Here is a 20,678-nt window from a genome sequence, read left to right on the forward strand (position 1 = left end):
GGGGGCCGGTGTTATGTTCAAGAAGGTTTTAATTGCAAATCGTGGAGAGATAGCAAGGCGTGTTATAAGAACATGCAAACGACTAAACGTTCAAACAGTAGCGGTGTATTCCGAGGCAGACGCTGAAAGCTTACATGTTAAGGAAGCGGATGAGGCGTTCTGTATCGGAAAACCACCTGTTGCGCAAAGCTATTTAAATATTGATCGTATTCTTGAAGTGGCGAAGGAAAGCGGTGCTGAAGCTGTTCATCCAGGCTATGGCTTATTATCAGAAAACGCTGAGTTTGCTAAACGTTGTACCGAGGCGGGCTTAGTTTTTATTGGGCCTAGCGCAGACGTTATTGCTTCGATGGGTAGTAAATTAGAAGCCCGGAAAACAATGAAGGCGGCAGGTGTACCAATTGTTGAAGGCGTAGAGACACCGGTGAAAGACGTAACAGAAGCTATTGAAATTGCTTGTCGTCTAGGCTATCCGATTATGTTAAAAGCCTCTGCTGGCGGTGGGGGTATCGGAATGCAGCTCGTAGAAAATGCCGAGGAATTGGCAAAAGCCTTTGAAGGAAATCAAAAGCGTGCACAGTCATTCTTTGGTGATGGAACGATGTATATGGAAAGATTTATTGCTAATCCTCATCACGTCGAGGTGCAAATTATTGCAGATCATGATGGCAATGTCGTACCACTATTTGAACGTGAGTGCTCGATTCAACGTAGAAATCAAAAAGTGGTTGAGGAAGCACCATCTCCATTCATTTCTGAAGAAACAAGAAAAAGTATGCTAGATGCGTCAGTCAAGGCAGTTCAGCATATCGGCTATGTGAATGCTGGAACGATTGAGTATTTAGTAGACGCAGAGCAAAACTTTTATTTTTTAGAGATGAATACGCGCCTACAGGTTGAACATCCGGTGACTGAGGAAATTACAAAACTGGATCTTGTAGAGGAGCAATTAAAGATTGCGGCAAAACAACCATTAGCATTTACTCGCGATAGTATTCAAAGAAAAGGGCATGCAATTGAAGTACGCATTTACGCCGAAAATCCATCGACATTTTTCCCTTCTCCAGGCACAATTACGGTTTTTGAATTACCAACAGGTGAAGGTATTCGCCATGAATGTGGCGTAGAGGCTGGCACTACGGTAACACCTTTTTATGATCCAATGATTAGCAAATTAGTAGTGTGGGGAGAAACACGAGCAATTGCGTGTGAAAGACTTATTGAGGCACTTAAAGCGTATAAAGTAGAAGGAATTCAAACAAATATTCCGATGTTGTTGAAAACAGTCACACATGAACAATTTTTGAAGGGCTATACAACAACTAAATTTGTAGATGAATATTATCTACCTCAATTAGCAGAAACGAAATAAAGCCTCTGAACGTATTGTTTATTTATGCGAAAGCGAAGCGACAGCAACAAATGTATTCTGTGCGAAAGCGAAGCGACAGCAACAACAATTACGCCAAGGCGAAAATGATAAAAAGCATTCGCACTTCACCATTAGTGCGAATGCGTTATATGAAAATCACATACGGTTATCCGTACATTCATACATTTGGAGGGATTTACAATGGCAACAGTTAAAGCGAGCATGGCAGGAACAGTATGGAAAATCGTTGTAGCAGAGGGCGAGAAAGTGACAGCAGGACAAGATGTGGCAATTTTAGAGTCGATGAAAATGGAGATTCCTATTGCTGCAGAAGAAGATGGCGTAGTCACAAAAATCATTGCGAACGAAGGGGATTTTATTAACGTTGATGATGATATTTTAGAAATTGAATAAGGAGGCTTCTTTATGCAGCTACCAAAGCATGTAACGTTAAAGGAAGTAGGTCCTCGTGACGGTTTGCAAAATGAGAAGACACATCTTGCGACTGCCGATAAAGTACAGCTAGTGAATTTACTTAGTCAAACTGGATTGAATTATATCGAAGTAACGTCTTTTGTGCATCCGAAGTGGATCCCACAGCTAGCAGATGCAGTGGAGGTGCTTCAAGCCATTAAACGCCAAAAAGATATCACGTATGCGGCATTAGTACCGAACATGCGTGGCTTAGAACGTGCATTGCAGGCTGAAGTAGATGAAGTGAGCGTTTTTATGTCGGCAAGCGAAAGCCATAATCAAAGTAATATTAATAAATCGATTAATGAAACATTTCCGATATTACAGGAAGTTGTGGTAGGGGCAAAGGCAGCGAATAAAAATGTACGAGGTTATATCTCAACGGTGATTGGGTGCCCGTATGAAGGCTACATACAACCAGAAAAGGTTTTACGAATAACAGAAAAATTATTAGAAATGGGCGTCGATGAAATTTCGCTTGGTGACACGATTGGTGTTGGTGTGCCGACACAGGTGGAAAATCTTTTAGAAGAATTGCTAAAAAGATACCCTGCGGAAAATTTTGCGATGCATTTCCATGATACACGTGGCACAGCACTAGCGAATATTGTTCAATCTTTAGAAATGGGAATTACAAAGTTTGATAGTGCGCTAGGTGGACTTGGTGGCTGTCCGTATGCCAAAGGAGCATCGGGTAATGTAGCCACGGAGGATCTACTGTATTTATTAGATGAAATGGGTATTAAAACGGGTGTAGAGCTGAATAAAGTGCTAGAGGCTGCGCTATTTATTGAACAGAAACTAGGGAAAGCAGTTGCCTCTAAACAAATGGCGATTGCCCGTAATGAAAGGAGTGCGAGTCAATTATGACGCAACTCGTTCGTTTTGAATTATTAGATGGTTGCATTGGGCTGATTACACTTTCCAGACCTGAAGCTGCGAATGCAATGTCTGTACAACTACTCCAAGAACTTAGCACGACTCTCGACAACATAAACGGTGATCCGGCAGTGCGAGTTGTCCTACTAACGGGGACAGGAGAAAAGGCTTTTTGTGCAGGAGCAGATTTAAAAGAACGTAAAGGGATGCCAGACCGACAAGTAAAGCAGATTGTGCAATTAATCGGTACAACAGTGGCAAAAGTAGAAGCACTCGCTCAACCAGTTATCGCCGTACTAAATGGCGTTGCTTTTGGTGGAGGACTCGAACTAGCGTTAGCCTGTGATTTACGTCTGGCAGCTACACATGCAAAGTTAGGTCTTACGGAGACATCTCTCGGCATCATCCCAGGGGCAGGAGGCACGCAACGACTTCCACGATTAATTGGCATTGGAAAAGCGAAGGAATTAATTTATACAGCTCGTCGATTAAATGCGGAAGAAGCAAGAAGTTACGGTATTGTAGAGTACGTTCATGAGGGACATGAAGTACTTGAAAAGGCTCAGCAACTTGCGCTCGAAATGGCCAAAAATGCTCCACTTTCTTTAGTACAGGCGAAGATCGCTATGAATCAAGGGATTGAAGTAGATTTAGCTACGGGCTTAAAAATCGAATCACTTGCATATAATGCTCTGATTCCTACAGAAGATCGATTAGAGGGCTTACTTGCTTTCCAAGAAAAGCGAACACCGCAATACTTAGGGAAATAAAAGCTCTGATGATAGATTTTGAATAGTTTTAAAGTAGGAAATTAAAAACAATGAAATCCAAGCATATCGTTTAAATTCTCAGTACGTAAGTAAAGTTATACAAAGTGCTAAGGCGTAACCGAATGGGCAAAAGGAGGAATTAAATATGAGCAATGTACCGACAGAAAATACGACTAAAACAATGAAGGAACAAATTTTAGCAGGTGGTCTGCCAAAATATCACGATAAAAACGCACAGCAAGGAAAGCTGTTTGTACGTGAACGACTCGAATTATTATTAGATGATGGGCTGCAATCAGAAGATGGCTTGTACGCAAACTGCTTAGCTGGTGACTTACCGGCAGATGGCGTTGTAACAGGAATCGGTAAAATTCATGGCCGTACTGTTTGTGTATTAGCAAACGATTCGACGATTAAAGCTGGCTCTTGGGGTAAACGTACAGTAGAAAAAATGATTCGTATTCAAGAAACAGCTGAAAAGCTAAATTGCCCATTACTGTATCTAGTCGATTCGGCAGGTGCACGTATTACTGACCAATTAGAAATGTTTCCAGGTCGAAGAGGAGCTGGACGCATTTTCTATAATCAGGTAAAGCTTTCAGGTAAAATCCCTCAAATATGCTTACTGTTTGGACCTTCTGCAGCAGGAGGTGCATATATCCCTGCATTCTGCGATATTGTAGTCATGGTAGAGGGCAATGCATCGATGTATTTAGGATCCCCACGTATGGCGGAAATGGTTATTGGTGAGAAGGTAGATTTGGAAACGATGGGTGGAGCTAAAATGCACTGTTCTGTTTCCGGCTGCGGAGATGTGCTTGCTAAAACGGAGCAGGAAGCTATTGCCTATGCTCGTAAATATTTGAGCTACTTCCCGAATAACTATGCAGAACGCGGTAAGGTTGAGGCTCCAAAGCCACCAGCTTCATTTGATAAATCGATTGATGAGCTAATACCAAAAAATCAAAACGTTCCTTTCGATATGTATAAACTAATTGAACGTATCATTGATGAAGATTCGTTTTGTGAAGTAAAAAAATTATTTGCTCCAGAACTAATTACGGGACTTGGACGCATTAAAGGGCAATCCGTCGGAATAATCGCCAATCAACCACGCGTAAAAGGAGGCGTTTTGTTCCACGATTCAGCTGATAAAGCTGCAAAGTTCATATCACTTTGTGATGCGTTTAATATTCCGCTTCTTTTCCTTGCAGATGTACCAGGCTTTATGATTGGTACGCAGGTTGAAAAAGCTGGGATTATACGCCATGGTGCAAAAATGATTTTCGCAATGAGCGAGGCAACCGTTCCTAAATTAACGGTCATTGTTCGTAAGGCATATGGTGCAGGGCTGTATGCAATGGCAGGTCCTGCTTTTGAGCCAGACTGCTGTATTGCACTATCCAACGCACAAATTGCTGTAATGGGTCCTGAAGCTGCGGTCAACGCAGTATATGCAAATAAAATTGCTGAACTTCCAAAAGAGGAGCAGGCAAGCTTTATTGCCGAGAAACGCAAAGAATATCAAGAGGAAATCGATGTCTATCGTCTAGCCTCAGAACTTATCATTGATGATGTTATTGAGCCTAATGATTTAAGAAAAGTACTTGAATCACGTTTAGAGCTCTATATGTCAAAGTACTTATTATTCTCAGAGCGTAAACACGGAGTAAATCCAGTATAAAGTCTGAAACAAAGCTGTCTCAGTTAATTGAGGCAGCTTTTTTTGTCCACCTCTGAAAGCTAAGAATGGTATTTTGTTAGAATTGGTATAATCATCTCTTTTCTATTTGAACCTGGACAAACGTATAGTATAAGGGGGTACTCCGGTATGTCTTAAAAAGCTTTACCCATCTTATTATTACCACTTGCTTGGGGAAGAAGAGCATATTAAAATGATGAGAGGATATAGGGAAGTAGGTGGTACAGGCATGAAAAAAAATAATATACAGGGTAGTGCCAAGCTACCATTACCTTATCGTTCATTGATAGATACATATTATTTACCAATTAAGATAACAGGTTGGATATTTTTTAGTATTTATTCCGTTATAGCTTTTTATAAACTGGTCATTGACCGTCTAGTGAATGTAATAATTATTTTATTTAATGGCGAATATTCTCTAGATGAATTAGGGCTGTTTGATTATAGTGACTGGCGTTTAACTACAAATTTTATTCCCTTTGATACAGTTCTTCGCTATATAAATTACTCTCAGTATTTTAATTTGGATATCATTATTATTAATTTACTAGGCAATTTATTAATATTTACCCCAATGGGCTTTTTACTTCCATTATTATCAAAAAAGTTTCGTAAAGCTTGGACAGTTATTTTTGCAGGCTTTTTCTCTAGCTTAGCGGTAGAGACTATCCAGTTTATTTTTACGGTTGGGTCGGCAGATATTGATGATTTAATTTTAAATACACTTGGAGCATGGCTTGGTTATTTAGCCTATAAAAGTATACTTATTAAACCTAAAAAAATAGATATAAACAGTCCTTATTAAAGGGCTGTTTTTTTAGTGGTAAATTAACACTTTTTTAAAAGTGATAACAGTAATATTTTTTATTGAAATTAAATATTGAAATAATAAATGAATGGAATAATGGGCTTTTGTTAGGGTCTTTATACCTAATTAGTCGAAAATGGAATATTCCTTTAGGAGCTTAGTATTAATTTGCTCTTGAATTTTATAAAGAAAATTCCGATAATTAGTGTAAAGAAACTGTTCAGACGGAATAGTTATACTAAATAGAAGAAATTATCATATCTATTATTTAACTTGCATATTAAATTAGAAAGCCGAGGTGAATCATATGAAACTATCCAGTTTAATAGAACAAGAAAGAGTTTCATCATACTATAATCGTAAAAAGATTTTACAGCGAAAACAAGCAGGTGATGCATATCGAAAAAACTCACTGTATTTTCAGCCAAAGAAAAATCCGCTATTGCTTGAGCTAGAAAATTTACTATTAGGGCATACAGATCAAGACCTATACGAGCAACAAAAAGAGGAATCTAAAGAAGTCACGCCTCAACAGCAAGCAATCATTGAAGATTTGCAACAGACAAAAAAGAATGTGCTCGCTCATGAAAAGACGCAAAAAGCTGAAGCTCTTGAATATTCACAGCTAGAGCATATAGATGGGGAAGCGTCTATAGTAGATGTTGCGAATGCTAAGGAGACGTTACAAATTCTAGAGCAGGTGAGAGATACAGCGCTAGTACCCGTGCAGTCATTACCACAGGATTTACGTTTGGCGGCAAGTGTAAATGCTCAAATACAAAATGGTCAAGAGCTAGATGAAAGTGAACTAGACGACAGTCAGCCTGCTTTTGTACGTGAAGTAATTGAAGTTAAAGTACCAGAACGTTTTTCGCAGGAATTGAAATTGGATCCATTTGCAGATACAATTTTCGGTAAGAGTTATGCAGAGGCATATAAGGCGCGAACATTTAAATTTGCTTCTGAAAAATATACCACTCATATTCAAATGGCGAAAGATGGCTATCGACCAGGAAATGGCTCTATGTTCTCCATGATAGCCTAATGCTGCAGATGGGAGTTTTTTAATATGGTTAAGGCGAAGCATGCGAAAACGAATGCTATAAGATTATTGGAGCAACAAAAAATTCAGTTCGAAGTAATTGAATATGAAACAGGTGACGGCCAAGTTGACGGAATTTCGGTTGCTGAAAAAATTGGTCACCCAGTTTCTCGTGTTTTCAAAACATTAGTAGCAAAGGCAAGTGCACAAAAACTTTTTGTATTTGTTATTCCTGTAGCAGAGGAGCTTGATTTAAAAGCTGCTGCAAAGGTTGTAGGCGAGAAGAAAATCGACATGCTCCCTGTCAAGGAGTTGCTCGGCTACACAGGCTATGTACGAGGCGGATGTTCTCCGGTCGGCATGAAGAAGCTTTATCCTACTGTCATTAATGCTTCAGCTCAAGAGCAAGGAAAGATTATTGTGAGTGCCGGAAAAATCGGCATGCAAATCCATCTACAATTAGATGATTTAGTTGCTGCAACAAAGGCAAAGCTCGCACCAATTACCACTACCCAAGCATGATATGTTGGGTAGTTTTTTTATTGGGTTTTTAAGTAGTGACAGTAGAAAAAGATTGCTTGGTTTATGGTTAATCCGCTTGGCGATGTGGAAGAAACGCTTAGGTAGGGCGCCAAAGTGATCAGGTATATTGAAGAAGTGAGCGGGTAGGGCGTCAAAATGATCAAGAAGACAGGTGAACTGCATCGGTTAAACTGAAGAATCGCTCATGTAACCCGGAAACGCCTGCTCAGCCGACACTATCCATTATTTCAATAACATTACTTTCTTTTTTGGTTTTTTGTAGGGGTGAACATAACTGTTACTAACAATCCTAAATACAAAGGATACTTTAAAAATTCATTTGTTGAATAACCCAATAAATAAGGCATACCTATAAAAATCATTACTATACCAATTGCAAACAAAACAATCCCAATTTTTTTTATCATACATCTCCCTCCATACTTAAACATTCGATTTCATTTTGGATATTCCTGTTTTAACTAATTCTATTAAATAGGAAGCTACTTTTATTTATAAAAAATAAAAGTAGCTCTTCATTTTTTAAAAGGTTCCTTCATATAATGCAAGGCATAAGATAAAGGGGGAGCGTTATTGAACGGAAATGTGACCTATTATTATGGGCACGCACTGACTGGGCAAGGAATTAAACATTTATATAAAGAACTGATGGATGAGGCAGAATTAGTTTATATTTTGCAAGGTGCGCCTACGTTTAAAGGATCAGAGCTTATTAAAGAGCTAGGTTATTTTTATGTGAAGCAAGGCTTTACGGTGGAGTGGTTTAAGCATGCTTTGTTGGAGGATATTGTTGAGGCAGTGTATGTTCAAGGATGTAATCGACTGTTTGTATGGTCATCAGGGTGGGGGATTGAACCGATCTTCCTTGGAACAAAGCATCGGGTGATGTCATTTTATGATTGTTTAGAAGAAATCCAGCTTGAAAGGGTTGGCGAACAGCTCGCTGATGCAGTGACGGAACGAGAGTCGTGGCGTGAGAAGTGTATTTCGAAGCTTAATAGTGCTATAAAGATCCATGATGATTGGGAAGTAGTCACACAAAGCTGTATGAACTGGCAGGCATTAAATGATCAGGTTGAAAATTTAAAGACAGATGTTTTCCAAACAATCGTCTTAAATAAAACAGGAATGCGTACACATCGCTTACTCGGAACATTAACACCGAGGGGGGCTGAAAATACAGTAGATAGCATAACAAAAAATGTATCTCGAAGATTGATGATCAAAGGGAAGCCGGGTACAGGTAAATCTTCTTTAATGAAAGGTTTAGCAGACGAAGCAAATGCGAGAGGGCTCGATGCACAAGTTATTTGGTGTGGCTTGGATTCAAACTCTGTTGACATGGTTATTATCCCGGAGTTGAATTTCTGCATCTTTGATAGTACAGATCCACATGTCTTTGAACCTCAGGCCGGAAGACTTGGTGATGAAATTTTCGATATAGGGGAACATTGCGCAATCTCACAGGAAGCAGAAGCTAAAGTTGAAGATATTCGGGCAAAGTATAAAGAAGCAATGCAGGATGCAATGGGTTATTCGAAGCGTTATGCGGAAGCAGAGTATACTGTCCGTCGATTAATAGATAATTGTATATCATCATCTCTTTGGCGAGAAAAAACTGCCCCACTATTCGAAAGATTAACAAAGTAATTTTTCTAATAGCGTGCTTGTGCTACACTAGGAACTAGAATAGTGTTCCTAGGAAAGGATGATACGCTTGTCAAAAGTATTGAATGCATTTTTAGATGAAAACCTACAAGCCTTACGCAATCAAGGCTTATACAACGAAATTGATCCAGTAGAGGGAGCAAACGGACCAATTATTCAGGTACGTGGCAAAAATCTAATTAATCTATCCTCTAACAACTATCTTGGCTTAGCAACGAATGAAGATTTAAAGCGTATTGCCAAAGAAACAATTGAGACATACGGTGTGGGGGCTGGAGCAGTCCGTACAATTAACGGCACACTTGATTTACACGTAAAATTAGAGGAAAAGCTTGCTGAATTTAAAGGAACAGAAGCAGCGATCTCTTACCAATCAGGTTTTAACTGTAATATGGCAGCTATTTCAGCTGTTATGGATAAAAATGATGCGATCCTTTCAGACCAATTAAACCATGCTTCGATTATTGATGGTTGTCGTTTATCACGTGCGAAAATCATTGCCTATAATCACTCTGACATGGATGATTTACGTGCGAAAGCAAAGGAAGCGAAAGAATCAGGCATATATAATAAAGTCATGGTCATTACTGATGGCGTATTCTCAATGGATGGTGATATTGCAAAATTACCAGAAATCGTTGAGATTGCGAAAGAGTTTGATTTAATAACGTATGTTGATGATGCACACGGTTCAGGTGTAACAGGTAAAGGAAAGGGTACTGTGAAGCATTTCGGTTTAGAAAAAGAAATAGACTTCCAAATTGGTACACTTTCTAAAGCAATTGGTGTTGTTGGTGGATATGTAGCAGGTAAGAAAAATTTAATTGACTGGCTGAAAGTGCGTTCTCGTCCATTTTTATTCTCAACAGCATTACCACCAGGTGATGTTGCTGCAATTACAGCGGCAGTGCAAATGCTGATTGACTCAACAGAGCTTCACGATAAGCTTTGGAAAAATGGGGATTATTTAAAAGCGGGTCTTGCTAAGCTAGGCTTTAATATCGGTGAATCTGAAACGCCAATTACACCATGTATTATTGGTGATGAAAAGCTTACGCAGGAATTTTCACGTCGTTTATTTGAAGAGGGCGTCTATGCTAAATCAATCGTTTTCCCAACGGTTCCAAAAGGCACAGGACGTGTTCGTAACATGCCTACAGCGGCACATACAAAAGAAATGCTGGACGACGCTCTAGCAATCTATGAAAAAGTCGGCCGTGAGCTAGGTGTAATTCAATAAAAAATTGGGCTACCTCAATTGTGAGGTAGCCCTTTTTTGAGGTTCAGACGGATTAAATGTTCGAAGCGACGGATAGAAGAGCCGAAGTGACGGATAGAAGGCAGAGCGACGGAAAGAAAAGCCAAAGTGACGGAAAGAAAAGCCAAAGTGACGGAAAGAAAGGTAGAAGCGACGGAAAGAAGAGGCAAAGCGACGGATAAAAGAGCCAGAACAACGTATAGAACAGCCAGAGCGACGGAAAGCCACCCCGAAATGCCGGGGTAGCTTTATTTTGAGTGAATGACTTTCGCTGCTTTTAGATGCTTGATGTGTTCATCAGGTACATGCAATGATTTTAAAATATCTTCATTATGCTGTCCTAATGTAGGAGCTGCCTTCATTAGTTGCCCAGGCGTTTGCGAAAACTTCGCTGGGAAGCCGAGTGTATGCATTGGGCCGGCGACTGGATGTTCATAGGAAAGCACCATGCCACGTTCTAAAATATGTGGATCATTCAATGTTTGATCGTAAGAATAGATGGGGCTAGCTGGAACACCATGTTCATTTAATCGTTGAAGCCAATGAGTTGCTGGATGTTTTATTAATTCGCTTTCGATTTCTGATTCAAGTACTTTCACATTTTGAGCGCGGGAGTAGTTTGTCGCAAACAAAGGGTTGTCTAACCAATCGAGGCGATTCACGACTTTCGTGGCAAAAATCTCCCACAGCTTTTGATTGCCTGCTCCTATTAAAATATAGTCGTCTTTTGTTTTAAAGCCTTGATATGGAGCGGATACTCGGTGAGCAGTCCCTGTACGTTCAGGTAATTCGCCATTTCCGAAATATGCAGCAGCCTCCCAAACTGTCCATGCAAGCCCGGATTCGACTAGGGACACATCGATGTATTGTCCTTCACCACTACGAAGTTTATATATATATGCCATTAAAATAGACTGTAAAGCAGTTTGTGCAGCTGCAATATCGTTCACTGCAAAGCCAACTTTTACGGGTCTACCGCCAGCTTCACCAGTCATATGCATTAATCCGCTAAGCCCTTGTGCCATAATATCATAGCCGCCATTTTGACTATATGGACCTGTTTGACCATAACCAGAAATGGAGCAATAAATAAGCCCGGGGTTAATTTCTTTTAATGTTTCATAATCAATACTAAGTTTTTTTGTGACACCTGGTCGGTAATTTTCTACAAGAACATCTACAGATTGAATAAGTTCTTTGAATAATTCCAACCCTTCAGGCGTTTTTAAATTTATACAAACGCCTTTTTTATTACGGTTGACCATCATATACATATGGCTTTCTTCATTAATGAATGGGCCCATCGTGCGTGTATCGTCTCCATTTGGATATTTTTCGATTTTTATAACCTCGGCACCCATATCCGCTAGCACCATTGTGCAATAAGGGCCGGCGAGCACTTGTGATAAATCAACTACTTTTAAACCTTCTAATGCTAGTTTCATCTATAATTGACTCCATCTTTTTTCACCAATGTGATATCACGTAGTCCCTTTACAGATATTGCCCCCGCTAATGCGATAGAAACTTTTAATTCATCATATAAATTCGTCATTACTTTTTCGACTCCTTGCTGTCCTTCTAAGGCAAGCCCATAGACAAAGGGACGTCCAATGGCTACAGCATCTGCTCCTAAAGCGAGTGCCTTAAGAGCATCCATACCACGATACACACCGCTATCTAAAATAACAGGAACTCGTCCCTTTACAGCTTTCACAATGTCGGGAAGTGCATCAAGTGAACCAATTACGCCATCCAATTGACGACCACCGTGGTTTGATACGATTATTCCATCAATGCCATTTTCTATAGCTAGTTTTGCGTCTTCAGGATGTAAGATTCCCTTCAATAAAATAGGGAGATTAGAACGGCGCTTTAATTCACGTACATTGTCCCAATTTAATGTTGGATGGAAAACATTTTGCAAAACGCCTTGTACATATGACTCAAATGAATCATCTGGTAGGGAAGCAGTAAAAACAGGGTCATTCATATAGTTTCCTCGCGCATACCCAAGCTTTAATGGTGAAAATTGATTGCGAACATCTTCTTCACGCCAGCCGAGCATGACTGTATCTACAGTTAAAACAATAGCCTCAAAACCAGCAGCCTCGGCTCGAGCGGCCATACTATATGCAATTTCTTCATTTGTTGACCAATATAATTGAAACCATTTAGTAGCAGTGGGAGCTGTTTGTGCTACATCCTCAAGTGCATAGCTTGAAACTGTACTTTGAATATAAGGAATTTTTAACTGATCAGCTGCACGTGCAACGGCAAGCTCTCCCTCGTCATGCGCCATTCTGTTCATGCCAACAGGAGCAAATAAGAACGGGGTTGGATGTACTTTTCCGAACAGTTCAATCGATGTATCAATACTCGAAACATCATGTAAAAAGCGTGGAATAATAGAGTATTTTTCAAAGGCTGCACGGTTATTTCTTAATGTTTGCTCACCTCCAGCACCTGAACGGATATAACCAAACGGACCAGCTTCTATTTTTTCTGCAACTGCCTTTTCTAAATCTGCAAAGCAAATAGGGAAGGGGGCTTGTGCGTTAATATTTTTTAACAGTAGATCTCCATCTGTTGTCTTTGTCATCGTTATTACCTCCCTTATTTATTGAAAATGGGCTTTCTTTTATTTAAAAATGCTTGGATACCTTCGTTGTAATCATCAGAGCTAAATGAATCAAGAATCATTTGAGCTAACTCTTCACTTTCTTCGTTTTCACCATCGACAATTGCTTGGATAATTTTTTTAATACCAGCATTTGCAACAGAGGATTTACTTAATAAATGATTAGCGAACTGAATTGTCGCGTCTTCAATATCCTCTGGCTCATGTAAGGCAGTAATTAAACCGATATTTTTACCTTCGTCAGCTGTGAAAATATTCGCTGTATATAATATTTCCTTTGCCTTCGCCGCGCCTACTATGTTCATTAGACGCTTTGTACTTCCAAGATTGTAGATGATACCGATGTTCGCTGCAGTGATGCCAAGCTTACTCTTAGGTGTTGCTAGTCGGAAATCACATGCGTTGGCTAGCTCTAAGCCACCACCAATAGCTAATCCTTGAATCATGGCAATTGTAGGGTGTGGAAATTTATAAAGAGCATCAATGGCTTTTAATGCCAAATCATTATAGGCTTTTGCATGATTGGCTGCATAACGAACGTTTAAAAACTCGCTAATATCTGCACCTGAAGAAAAGGCAACTTTATTTACACCACGAACAATTAAAACTTTAATAGAAGAATCTATACGTAAAGCTTCAAGATTATCTAAAATGGTTTGAAACATAGCTCTTGATAAAGAGTTGCGTTTTTCAGGTCGATTTAACACCAGGGTAGCGATATAGCCATTTTTCTCTACGTAAATTTCATTTGTCATCGAAATCCTCCTACTAATCTTTCTTTAGTTTCGCTGCAAAGCGATTACCTATTGATTGAATACTCTGAACAAGGATGATTAAGATAAACACAGTCGCATACATCACATCGACCTCATAGCGTAAATGACCGTAACGGTATGCGAGATCACCTAAACCACCAGCACCAACCATTCCTGCCATTGCTGTTGCTCCTATAAGACCAATTGTAGCAATCGTTAAACCTAAAATAATGGATGGACGAGCCTCACGAAGTAAGACATTCCAAATAATATGACGGCGTTTAATACCCATTGCTGTATAAGCTTCCACAACACCTGGATCAACTTCTAAAAGTGCCGTTTCCATAAGTCGAGCAATATATGGCGCTGTATAAACAACAAGCGGTACAATAACACCTTTTACACCGATAGTTGTGCCAACGATGAGCTTCGTGAACGGTAAAATGAAAAATAGTAAAATAATGAACGGTACAGAGCGAATAATATTAATAAATAAATTGAAAAATTGATAGAGAAATTTATTTTCAAAGGATTGTCCCGGGCGAGTTAAAACGATTAAAAGCCCTAAAGGGATCCCAATTAAAATAGAAAAGAATAATGAAATCCCGACCATTTGGAAGGTTTCGATAATGGATTTCCCAATAACATCTGACCAATCTGCAAAGAAGCTTTGAATGCTATTCATTTAATTCGCCTCCTAATTCCTCGACGCTTACTCCGTTTTCTGTAAAATACTTAAGTGCTTTTTCTACGATTTGAGCTTTACCGTGTAGATGCACGACAATATTACCGACAATGCCGTTTTTTAATTCAATGATATTGGCTGTTAAAATATTTGGTTGTACATCATAAACTTTGCTCACTTCTGCTAGTAATGGTTTCCCTGTACTTTCACCAAGGAATGTTAAACGAATAACACTTCCCGAAACATTTAATTGCTCGATAAGGGAAGGAGATAAATTACGTTGAGAAATGGTATTTAAAAATTTTCGTGTCGTTGGATGCTGAGGCTTGGAAAATAGCTCTATCGCTGAGCCATATTCCACAACTGCCCCTGATTCCAGAACGGAAACATCATCGCAAATTTTTTGAATAACATTCATTTCATGTGTAATGAGTAAAATAGTGATGCCTAGCTCACGATTAATTTTCAAGAGAAGCTCAAGAATGGCGTCAGTTGTTTCAGGATCGAGTGCACTTGTTGCTTCATCACTGAGTAAAATCTCAGGCTCTTGGGCGAGGGCACGTGCAATAGCGACACGTTGCTTTTGACCACCTGAAAGCTGGCTAGGATAGCTATCTAATTTCTCTGTTAGGCCAACAATTTCTGCATATTTTGCAACGCGTTCTTTTACTTCAGAGCCGTTATAGCCTAGAAGCTTTAATGGTATCGAGATATTGCTGTAAACGGTCGCTGTTTTTAAAAGGTTAAAATGTTGGAAAATCATCCCGATTTTTTGACGTGTTTTGCGAAGGTCGTTTAGAGAAAGGGAAGTAATATCTACATTATCAATCAATACTTTTCCTGTTGTTGGACGCTCTAATAAATTGACACAGCGAATGAGGGTACTTTTTCCTGCACCGCTGTAGCCAATAACCCCATGAATTTCACCTTTTCTGACATGCAAGTTAATACCATCTACTGCTTTGACGATACCTTTTTTAGTTTTAAATTCTTTTGATATGTTTTCTAATTGAATCATACTGTGAAATCTCCTTTCTAAGCCCTTCTATATAGCAAGAATCTGCTAGCTTTCCTATAGGAGTCTCGCAGATTCTTGATTTTATGAAAGGGTCTTAATCGTCACTTACCAGCTTGGAATTACAGAACCTTTGAATTCTTCTTCAATAAATTTGCGTACTTCATCAGATTGATAAGCTTCAACGAATTTCTTTATCGTTGGGTCGTCCTTGTTTTCAGCACGTACCACAATGTAATTTACATATGGAGAGTCAGTAGATTCTAAAAGAATGGAATCTTTTTTAGGATCAATGCCAGCTTCAAGAGCGAAGTTAGTATTAATGGCTGCTACATCTACTTCACTTAGCTGCTTTGGAATTTGTGCAGCCTCTAATTCAATGAATTTTAAGTTCTTTTTATTTTCTTCCACATCACGAATAGAAGCAGTTAAGTCTGCACCATCTTTTAATTTTATATAGCCTGCCTCTTGAAGGACAAATAGTGCACGAGCGCCGTTTGTTGGATCATTTGGTAATCCGAATGTTGCACCATCAGGAACGTCATCGAATGATTTATATTTTTCAGAGTATATACCCATAGGATTTAAAATTGTTTTTCCTACTGGCACTAAATCTGTATTGTGATCTTTGTTAAATGTATCGAGGAATGGCTTGTGTTGATAGCTATTTGCATCAAGATCACCTTCAGCTAATGATGTATTTGGTAAAACATAATCAGAGAAAGATTTTAGTTCTACCTCTAAGCCTTTTTCTTTGGCAACCTTTGCAGCAACCTCTGCAATCTGTTCGTGTGGACCAGAAGTTACACCTACTACAATTTTATGTTCATTAATAGCCTTACTTTGACTCTCTTTACTATCTTCTTTAGTACCACAGCCTACTAATGCTGCTACTAATGTGAGACTCGCTAAACCTAGTAAAATTTTGTTTTTCTTTTTCATGAAACATACCTCCAAAGTTGTTTTATCGATCGGTCTTTAAAAAAATCAATTTCGCCTTGGCGTAATTGCGTCCGGATTTTGAATTGTGCCTAGGCCTGCACGATGCAGGTCAGTTAGCCGTTTTCGCAGGATGCGAAGGTTTTAGGCTAACATCCTCGTATTCGTTCATTTCAAAATCCGTGACATCCGCCGGAGGCTTTTATCTTCATGTAAATGAAGATAAAAAAAACTCTCTTAAAAAAACTAAGAGAGGCTCATGAAAAAACGTCCTCTCTTATCTTTCAAACGATTATCGTTTGCAGGATTTAGCACCTTCCTTAAAAAAAAGGAGGTTGCCGAGCTTCATAGGGCCAGTCCCTCAGCTACTCTTGATAAGAGATTTATAATATTTTTTTGTAAATCCGATAGAACTAATATAAATTATAGGATATAGTAAGTCAATCGAATTTTTCAAATTTTTTATTTTATTATAATATTTCGTATGAAAGAGGGATGGGAATGTCTGTTAGAGTGAATTATGGGATTGGCTCATTTGGAAAGGTAATTAGTGCACGTATTCTAATGGGAACAGATATCATTGAGGGGATCGAGGCTATCTGTGAAGAAAATGGTATAGAGTCAGCAACAATTGTTAGCTGTATCGGTAGCTTTCAAAAAAGTAGCTTTGTCTATTTAGTACCTGATGAATCTTCTAAAATTAAAGTGTGTTTTAGTGAAGTTATTGAAAAAGAGGGCCCACTTGAATTTATCCAAGGCTCTGGTGTTGTTTGTAAACGTGATGGAGGATATGATACGCATCTTCATGGTTCTATGAGTGATCAGTGGGGGGGAGTGTCCGGCGGGCATTTGATGAAAGGTGGAAGTATTGTTATTACAGCTGATGTTGTTTTAGCAGAAATACAAGGGATTCAGCATATTCGCCAGTTTGATGAAGAAACAAGTCATGTCCAATTTTATCCACTAGAAGAAGGGCTGAAGCAACCAAGGAAGATAGTAAAATGAAAAAACTGTCTCCAAAGCAAATATGCGCAAAGGGGACAGTTTTGATAGGGTCTTACTTAGGTAGAGGGACTAAAATGCACATGAGTTAAATAAGTTTAATTTTTCGATTCTGCTGATTGCTTCACGTAAGCGGTCTTCGCTAACAAGTAAACCAACTCGCACATAGCCTTCACCATATTGACCAAAGCCATTTCCTGCAGCTACTGCGATATCAGCTTTGTCGAGCAATAAATCGGCAAATTGTTTACTCGTAAAGCCTAGTGGGACAGGTAACCATGCAAAGAAAGAGCCTCTCGGTGCTGTTACTTGCCAACCAATTCGCTGAGCTTCTTCGATAAGGACGTTTCGGCGACTCTCATAAGTCGCTCTTAGCTTGTCAACGCAACTTTGAGAAGCAGTAAGTGCAACTGCCGCAGCTTGTTGCACTGCAGGGAACTGACTACAAAATAGATGATCTTGAATAAGGTTAATGGCTGCAATAATATCAGGGTTACCAACTGCAAAACCAATGCGCCAGCCCGCCATATTATACGTTTTGGATAATGTATACATTTCAATACCGACATCTTTTGCACCATCAGCTTGCAGGAAGCTGATAGGTTTATTGCCGTCAAATCCAATTGCCCCGTAGGCAAAATCGTGTGCTACGATAATGTTATGCTTTTTTGCAAAGCGTACTGTTTCCTCGAAAAATTCAAGTGTTGCAGTACCACCAGTTGGGTTATTCGGGTAATTCAAGTAAAGTAGCTTCGCCTTATCTTTTACTTCATCGGATAAAGCATTATAATCAGGCAGGAAATTATTTTCTGCAAAAAGTGGCATGACTTCAAAATTAACATCGCCTAATACGACACCAGATAAGTAATCGGGATATCCAGGATCGGGTAAAAGTATTGTATCGCCAGGGTTTAAAACGGCTAACGGTAACTCAACGAGACCGATTTTCGTACCACCGAGAATAGCTACTTCTGTTTCAGGATCAATGTCAACATTGTATTCACGTTTGTAGAAGTTTGCTGCTGCTTGGCGTAATTCTGCTATGCCACGAAATGGAGAGTATTTATGATTTTGAGGATTTTCTGCTGCCTCCTGTAATGCTTTAATAATGTGGGGAGGAGTGGGTTGGTCAGGATTACCTTGACCGAGATTAATAACATCACGCCCTTCAGCTAGAGCTGCGTTTACTTTTTGCACAAGTGCTGCAAAAAATTGAGTTGGGAGTTGCTGTAGTTTTTTTGAGAATTCCATGCATGTCCACCTTTTTCAGAATATAATAATTATTAAAGATATGATGCACATATTATTACTTTTTTTAGTAATTGTCTAGTGCATTTTCAAAAACTATAGGTAACTATAAGTGACCCAATATGTATATGGGGGTGGGAAAAATGAACAAAGTCTCATATTTTATCGTCAATGCTTTTACTACAGAGCTTTACAAGGGAAATCCCGCAGCAGTATGTTTACTTGATTCAGCAATACCTGAGTCGACCATGCAAAAAATTGCTCAGGAGATTCCCGTACCAACAACAGCTTTTGTCCAAAAGAAGGATAATGATTTTTTTCTTAGATGGTTTACGCCAGCAAAGGAAATACCGATTTGTGGACATGGAACAATTGCTAGCGCTTTTTTACTTTGGAAACAAGGGATTGTACCCGTCAACTCTTCAATTACATTTCAAACTTTAAGTGGTCCTTTGCAAGCAATTTGGTTGAATGAACTAGTTGAAATAACGATTCAAAAGTATCGATTAGAAGAGATTGAATGTCCTGTGGGGCTTGAAGAATGGCTTGGTATGAAACCGACATATGTAGGGAAAACAGAATTGGATTTAATTGTGGAGTTAAGTCACGAAGAGTATATTGCAAATTTCAAAGCTGATTTTCATGCGATGAATCAGTTCCCTGTACGTGGTGTTTGTATTACAAGTCGTTCTAAGGATGAGGGGATTGATATTGTCTCAAGATTCTTTTCTCCAGCACAAGGCATTGATGAAGACCATGTAAATGGTTCCACTCATGGTGCGTTAGGACCTTACTGGTGTGAAAAGTTATCAAAAGAAAGCATCGTTAGCAAACAGCTTTCAAAACGTGGTGGATTATTATACGTTACACCCAAAATAAAAGATGTAGCTATTGCAGGTTCTGCAGTTCGAGTATTAAGCGGAGAAATATTAATCTAAATATTGAGCTAAAACCATGGAAGTAAGGTTGTTTTATTGTAGTATAAAATATAGAAATGTACTGTCTAGAGGAGGAATAGCAATGAAAATTGGATGTATCCAACTAAATGTTGGCTTTGGCAAAGTAGAAGAAAATTTTGCTCGTGCTGAGGATAAGATTCGTGAAGCGACAAAACAAGGTGCAGAAATTATTGTACTACCGGAGATGTGGAATACAGGCTATGCACTTGAAAAATTACCGGAGCTTGCAGATGTTGATGGAGAACGTTCGAAAGCATTTTTGTCAGATTTAGCGAAAGAGCTTGGCGTACATATTGTTGGAGGCTCTGTTTCAACGAAGAAGGGCGATAAATTTTACAACACGATGTATACGTTTGATAAGAATGGTGAGTTAGTAGGTGAATATAACAAGGCACATCTTTTCCGTTTGATGGACGAGCATTTATATTTAGAAGCTGGGGATGAAATGAATCGCTTTGCCCTTGGAGATATCGAGGCTGCAGGCGTGATTTGCTATGATATCCGCTTCCCGGAATGGCTACGCGCTCACGCCTTAGAGGGTGCAAAGGTATTGTTCGTACCGGCGCAATGGCCGACACCACGTATCGATCATTGGAAAACATTGCTACAAGCACGTGCCATTGAAAATCAATGCTTCGTCATCGCTGTTAATCGTATTTCTAGGAAGGTTGAAAACTTCAATGGTCAATCAATGATTATTCAACCGTGGGGCGAAGTACTTTGGGTTGGCGCAGAGGACGAAGAAGTAGCTGTCATCGATGTGGACTTTTCGATTGTCGATGAAGTACGAGGTAGAATTCCTGTTTATGACGACCGCAGACCAGGATTATATAGCGGAGTAGTTACCGGAAATTAAAATCTGGTAGCACGCTCAAGAAGTAAAGCAATCTTGAGCGTGCTAATCAATCAACATCG

At 39.3% G+C, this 20,678-nt stretch carries 22 protein-coding genes and 1 riboswitch; of the genes, 14 read left to right on the forward strand and 8 right to left on the reverse strand.

Annotation, left to right across the window (positions count from 1 at the left end):
* The first annotated feature begins 13 nt into the window (after window positions 1-13).
* From ACZ11_RS17925 to ybaK, 8 genes are all read left to right on the forward strand, one after another.
* Window positions 14-1,372, forward strand: a complete 1,359-nt coding sequence (locus ACZ11_RS17925) for an acetyl-CoA carboxylase biotin carboxylase subunit (protein WP_049667909.1) — start codon at window positions 14-16, stop codon at window positions 1,370-1,372.
* A gap of 201 nt (window positions 1,373-1,573) precedes the next feature.
* Entirely contained in the window at window positions 1,574-1,786 is a 213-nt protein-coding gene (locus ACZ11_RS17930) for an acetyl-CoA carboxylase biotin carboxyl carrier protein subunit (RefSeq protein ID WP_031418413.1), read from the forward strand.
* A gap of 12 nt (window positions 1,787-1,798) precedes the next feature.
* Window positions 1,799-2,716, forward strand: a complete 918-nt coding sequence (locus tag ACZ11_RS17935; protein ID WP_049667910.1) for a hydroxymethylglutaryl-CoA lyase — start codon at window positions 1,799-1,801, stop codon at window positions 2,714-2,716.
* Complete coding sequence (locus ACZ11_RS17940; protein WP_049667911.1) at window positions 2,713-3,495, forward strand: enoyl-CoA hydratase; 783 nt, start codon at window positions 2,713-2,715, stop codon at window positions 3,493-3,495. The genes ACZ11_RS17935 and ACZ11_RS17940 overlap by 4 nt, the downstream gene beginning before the upstream one ends.
* 145 nt (window positions 3,496-3,640) lie before the next feature.
* The gene (locus ACZ11_RS17945) at window positions 3,641-5,179 is read left to right on the forward strand and encodes an acyl-CoA carboxylase subunit beta (protein WP_049667912.1); all 1,539 of its coding nucleotides are present in this window, start codon (window positions 3,641-3,643) and stop codon (window positions 5,177-5,179) included.
* A gap of 211 nt (window positions 5,180-5,390) precedes the next feature.
* The gene (locus ACZ11_RS17950; RefSeq protein WP_049667913.1) at window positions 5,391-6,005 is read left to right on the forward strand and encodes a VanZ family protein; all 615 of its coding nucleotides are present in this window, start codon (window positions 5,391-5,393) and stop codon (window positions 6,003-6,005) included.
* 310 nt (window positions 6,006-6,315) lie between these two features.
* A complete protein-coding gene (locus ACZ11_RS17955; RefSeq protein WP_049667914.1) occupies window positions 6,316-7,053 on the forward strand; it encodes a hypothetical protein in 738 nt (245 codons plus the stop codon).
* Between the two features lie 24 nt (window positions 7,054-7,077).
* Window positions 7,078-7,572: a Cys-tRNA(Pro) deacylase gene (ybaK, locus tag ACZ11_RS17960; RefSeq protein WP_049667915.1), complete on the forward strand. Its 495-nt coding sequence runs from the start codon at window positions 7,078-7,080 to the stop codon at window positions 7,570-7,572.
* Window positions 7,573-7,829: 257 nt separating this feature from the next.
* On the opposite strand, the gene ACZ11_RS26690 is transcribed toward ybaK, so the two are convergent.
* Window positions 7,830-8,000: a hypothetical protein gene (locus ACZ11_RS26690; protein WP_169776090.1), complete on the reverse strand. Its 171-nt coding sequence runs from the start codon at window positions 7,998-8,000 to the stop codon at window positions 7,830-7,832.
* 166 nt (window positions 8,001-8,166) lie between these two features.
* Here ACZ11_RS26690 and ACZ11_RS17965 point away from each other — a divergent pair, with 166 nt between their 5' ends.
* The 3 genes from ACZ11_RS17965 (at window position 8,167) to ACZ11_RS26695 (ending at window position 10,765) form a co-directional block, all read left to right on the forward strand.
* On the forward strand, window positions 8,167-9,243 hold the full coding sequence (locus ACZ11_RS17965; protein ID WP_049667916.1) for a nucleotide kinase: 1,077 nt from the start codon (window positions 8,167-8,169) through the stop codon (window positions 9,241-9,243).
* A gap of 58 nt (window positions 9,244-9,301) precedes the next feature.
* Window positions 9,302-10,501, forward strand: a complete 1,200-nt coding sequence (locus ACZ11_RS17970; RefSeq protein WP_201778550.1) for a glycine C-acetyltransferase — start codon at window positions 9,302-9,304, stop codon at window positions 10,499-10,501.
* 126 nt (window positions 10,502-10,627) lie between these two features.
* Window positions 10,628-10,765, forward strand: a complete 138-nt coding sequence (locus ACZ11_RS26695; RefSeq protein WP_169776091.1) for a hypothetical protein — start codon at window positions 10,628-10,630, stop codon at window positions 10,763-10,765.
* Between the two features lie 2 nt (window positions 10,766-10,767).
* Here ACZ11_RS26695 and ACZ11_RS17975 read toward each other — a convergent pair whose 3' ends face one another.
* From ACZ11_RS17975 to ACZ11_RS18000, 6 genes are all read right to left on the reverse strand, one after another.
* Window positions 10,768-11,964, reverse strand: a complete 1,197-nt coding sequence (locus ACZ11_RS17975; RefSeq protein ID WP_049667918.1) for a CaiB/BaiF CoA transferase family protein — start codon at window positions 11,962-11,964, stop codon at window positions 10,768-10,770.
* Window positions 11,961-13,121, reverse strand: coding sequence for an alpha-hydroxy acid oxidase (locus tag ACZ11_RS17980; protein ID WP_049667919.1), 1,161 nt, complete (start codon window positions 13,119-13,121; stop codon window positions 11,961-11,963). Before ACZ11_RS17980 ends, ACZ11_RS17975 begins: the two co-directional genes overlap by 4 nt.
* Window positions 13,122-13,135: 14 nt before the next feature.
* Window positions 13,136-13,915, reverse strand: a complete 780-nt coding sequence (locus ACZ11_RS17985) for an enoyl-CoA hydratase/isomerase family protein (protein WP_049667920.1) — start codon at window positions 13,913-13,915, stop codon at window positions 13,136-13,138.
* Window positions 13,916-13,928: 13 nt separating this feature from the next.
* Entirely contained in the window at window positions 13,929-14,600 is a 672-nt protein-coding gene (locus tag ACZ11_RS17990) for a methionine ABC transporter permease (RefSeq protein WP_049667921.1), read from the reverse strand.
* Entirely contained in the window at window positions 14,593-15,618 is a 1,026-nt protein-coding gene (locus ACZ11_RS17995; RefSeq protein WP_049667922.1) for a methionine ABC transporter ATP-binding protein, read from the reverse strand. Before ACZ11_RS17995 ends, ACZ11_RS17990 begins: the two co-directional genes overlap by 8 nt.
* 105 nt (window positions 15,619-15,723) lie before the next feature.
* On the reverse strand, window positions 15,724-16,557 hold the full coding sequence (locus ACZ11_RS18000) for a MetQ/NlpA family ABC transporter substrate-binding protein (protein ID WP_049667923.1): 834 nt from the start codon (window positions 16,555-16,557) through the stop codon (window positions 15,724-15,726).
* Window positions 16,558-16,828: 271 nt separating this feature from the next.
* A riboswitch (SAM riboswitch) is annotated at window positions 16,829-16,935 on the reverse strand.
* 120 nt (window positions 16,936-17,055) lie between these two features.
* On the opposite strand from ACZ11_RS18000, the gene ACZ11_RS18005 reads away from it, so the two are divergent.
* The gene (locus ACZ11_RS18005) at window positions 17,056-17,559 is read left to right on the forward strand and encodes a PPC domain-containing DNA-binding protein (protein ID WP_049667924.1); all 504 of its coding nucleotides are present in this window, start codon (window positions 17,056-17,058) and stop codon (window positions 17,557-17,559) included.
* A gap of 69 nt (window positions 17,560-17,628) precedes the next feature.
* On the opposite strand, the gene ACZ11_RS18010 is transcribed toward ACZ11_RS18005, so the two are convergent.
* Window positions 17,629-18,807 carry a pyridoxal phosphate-dependent aminotransferase gene (locus ACZ11_RS18010; protein WP_049667925.1) on the reverse strand — a complete coding sequence of 393 codons (1,179 nt, stop codon included), beginning with the start codon at window positions 18,805-18,807 and terminating at the stop codon, window positions 17,629-17,631.
* A gap of 140 nt (window positions 18,808-18,947) precedes the next feature.
* On the opposite strand from ACZ11_RS18010, the gene ACZ11_RS18015 reads away from it, so the two are divergent.
* Together ACZ11_RS18015 and ACZ11_RS18020 are read left to right on the forward strand one after the other, a co-directional pair.
* Window positions 18,948-19,742, forward strand: a complete 795-nt coding sequence (locus ACZ11_RS18015) for a PhzF family phenazine biosynthesis protein (RefSeq protein ID WP_049667926.1) — start codon at window positions 18,948-18,950, stop codon at window positions 19,740-19,742.
* A gap of 82 nt (window positions 19,743-19,824) precedes the next feature.
* Window positions 19,825-20,619, forward strand: coding sequence for a carbon-nitrogen family hydrolase (locus ACZ11_RS18020; protein ID WP_049667927.1), 795 nt, complete (start codon window positions 19,825-19,827; stop codon window positions 20,617-20,619).
* The last annotated feature ends 59 nt before the right edge of the window (window positions 20,620-20,678 follow it).

The organism is Lysinibacillus xylanilyticus, from assembly GCF_001183605.1.
GTDB lineage: Bacteria > Bacillota > Bacilli > Bacillales_A > Planococcaceae > Lysinibacillus > Lysinibacillus xylanilyticus.

Excerpts from the sequence above, each read along its gene's own strand:
- ACZ11_RS17925 (WP_049667909.1), top strand. The coding sequence starts at position 14 with ATGTTCAAGAAGGTTTTAATTGCAAATCGTGGAGAGATAGCAAGGCGT.
- ACZ11_RS17930 (WP_031418413.1), top strand. The coding sequence starts at position 1,574 with ATGGCAACAGTTAAAGCGAGCATGGCAGGAACAGTATGGAAAATCGTT.
- ACZ11_RS17935 (WP_049667910.1), top strand. The coding sequence starts at position 1,799 with ATGCAGCTACCAAAGCATGTAACGTTAAAGGAAGTAGGTCCTCGTGAC.
- ACZ11_RS17940 (WP_049667911.1), top strand. The coding sequence starts at position 2,713 with ATGACGCAACTCGTTCGTTTTGAATTATTAGATGGTTGCATTGGGCTG.
- ACZ11_RS17945 (WP_049667912.1), top strand. The coding sequence starts at position 3,641 with ATGAGCAATGTACCGACAGAAAATACGACTAAAACAATGAAGGAACAA.
- ACZ11_RS17950 (WP_049667913.1), top strand. The coding sequence starts at position 5,391 with ATGATGAGAGGATATAGGGAAGTAGGTGGTACAGGCATGAAAAAAAAT.
- ACZ11_RS17955 (WP_049667914.1), top strand. The coding sequence starts at position 6,316 with ATGAAACTATCCAGTTTAATAGAACAAGAAAGAGTTTCATCATACTAT.
- ybaK (WP_049667915.1), top strand. The coding sequence starts at position 7,078 with ATGGTTAAGGCGAAGCATGCGAAAACGAATGCTATAAGATTATTGGAG.
- ACZ11_RS26690 (WP_169776090.1), bottom strand. The coding sequence starts at position 8,000 with ATGATAAAAAAAATTGGGATTGTTTTGTTTGCAATTGGTATAGTAATG.
- ACZ11_RS17970 (WP_201778550.1), top strand. The coding sequence starts at position 9,302 with ATGATACGCTTGTCAAAAGTATTGAATGCATTTTTAGATGAAAACCTA.
- ACZ11_RS17975 (WP_049667918.1), bottom strand. The coding sequence starts at position 11,964 with ATGAAACTAGCATTAGAAGGTTTAAAAGTAGTTGATTTATCACAAGTG.
- ACZ11_RS17980 (WP_049667919.1), bottom strand. The coding sequence starts at position 13,121 with ATGACAAAGACAACAGATGGAGATCTACTGTTAAAAAATATTAACGCA.
- ACZ11_RS17985 (WP_049667920.1), bottom strand. The coding sequence starts at position 13,915 with ATGACAAATGAAATTTACGTAGAGAAAAATGGCTATATCGCTACCCTG.
- ACZ11_RS17990 (WP_049667921.1), bottom strand. The coding sequence starts at position 14,600 with ATGAATAGCATTCAAAGCTTCTTTGCAGATTGGTCAGATGTTATTGGG.
- ACZ11_RS17995 (WP_049667922.1), bottom strand. The coding sequence starts at position 15,618 with ATGATTCAATTAGAAAACATATCAAAAGAATTTAAAACTAAAAAAGGT.
- ACZ11_RS18000 (WP_049667923.1), bottom strand. The coding sequence starts at position 16,557 with ATGAAAAAGAAAAACAAAATTTTACTAGGTTTAGCGAGTCTCACATTA.
- ACZ11_RS18005 (WP_049667924.1), top strand. The coding sequence starts at position 17,056 with ATGTCTGTTAGAGTGAATTATGGGATTGGCTCATTTGGAAAGGTAATT.
- ACZ11_RS18010 (WP_049667925.1), bottom strand. The coding sequence starts at position 18,807 with ATGGAATTCTCAAAAAAACTACAGCAACTCCCAACTCAATTTTTTGCA.
- ACZ11_RS18015 (WP_049667926.1), top strand. The coding sequence starts at position 18,948 with ATGAACAAAGTCTCATATTTTATCGTCAATGCTTTTACTACAGAGCTT.
- ACZ11_RS18020 (WP_049667927.1), top strand. The coding sequence starts at position 19,825 with ATGAAAATTGGATGTATCCAACTAAATGTTGGCTTTGGCAAAGTAGAA.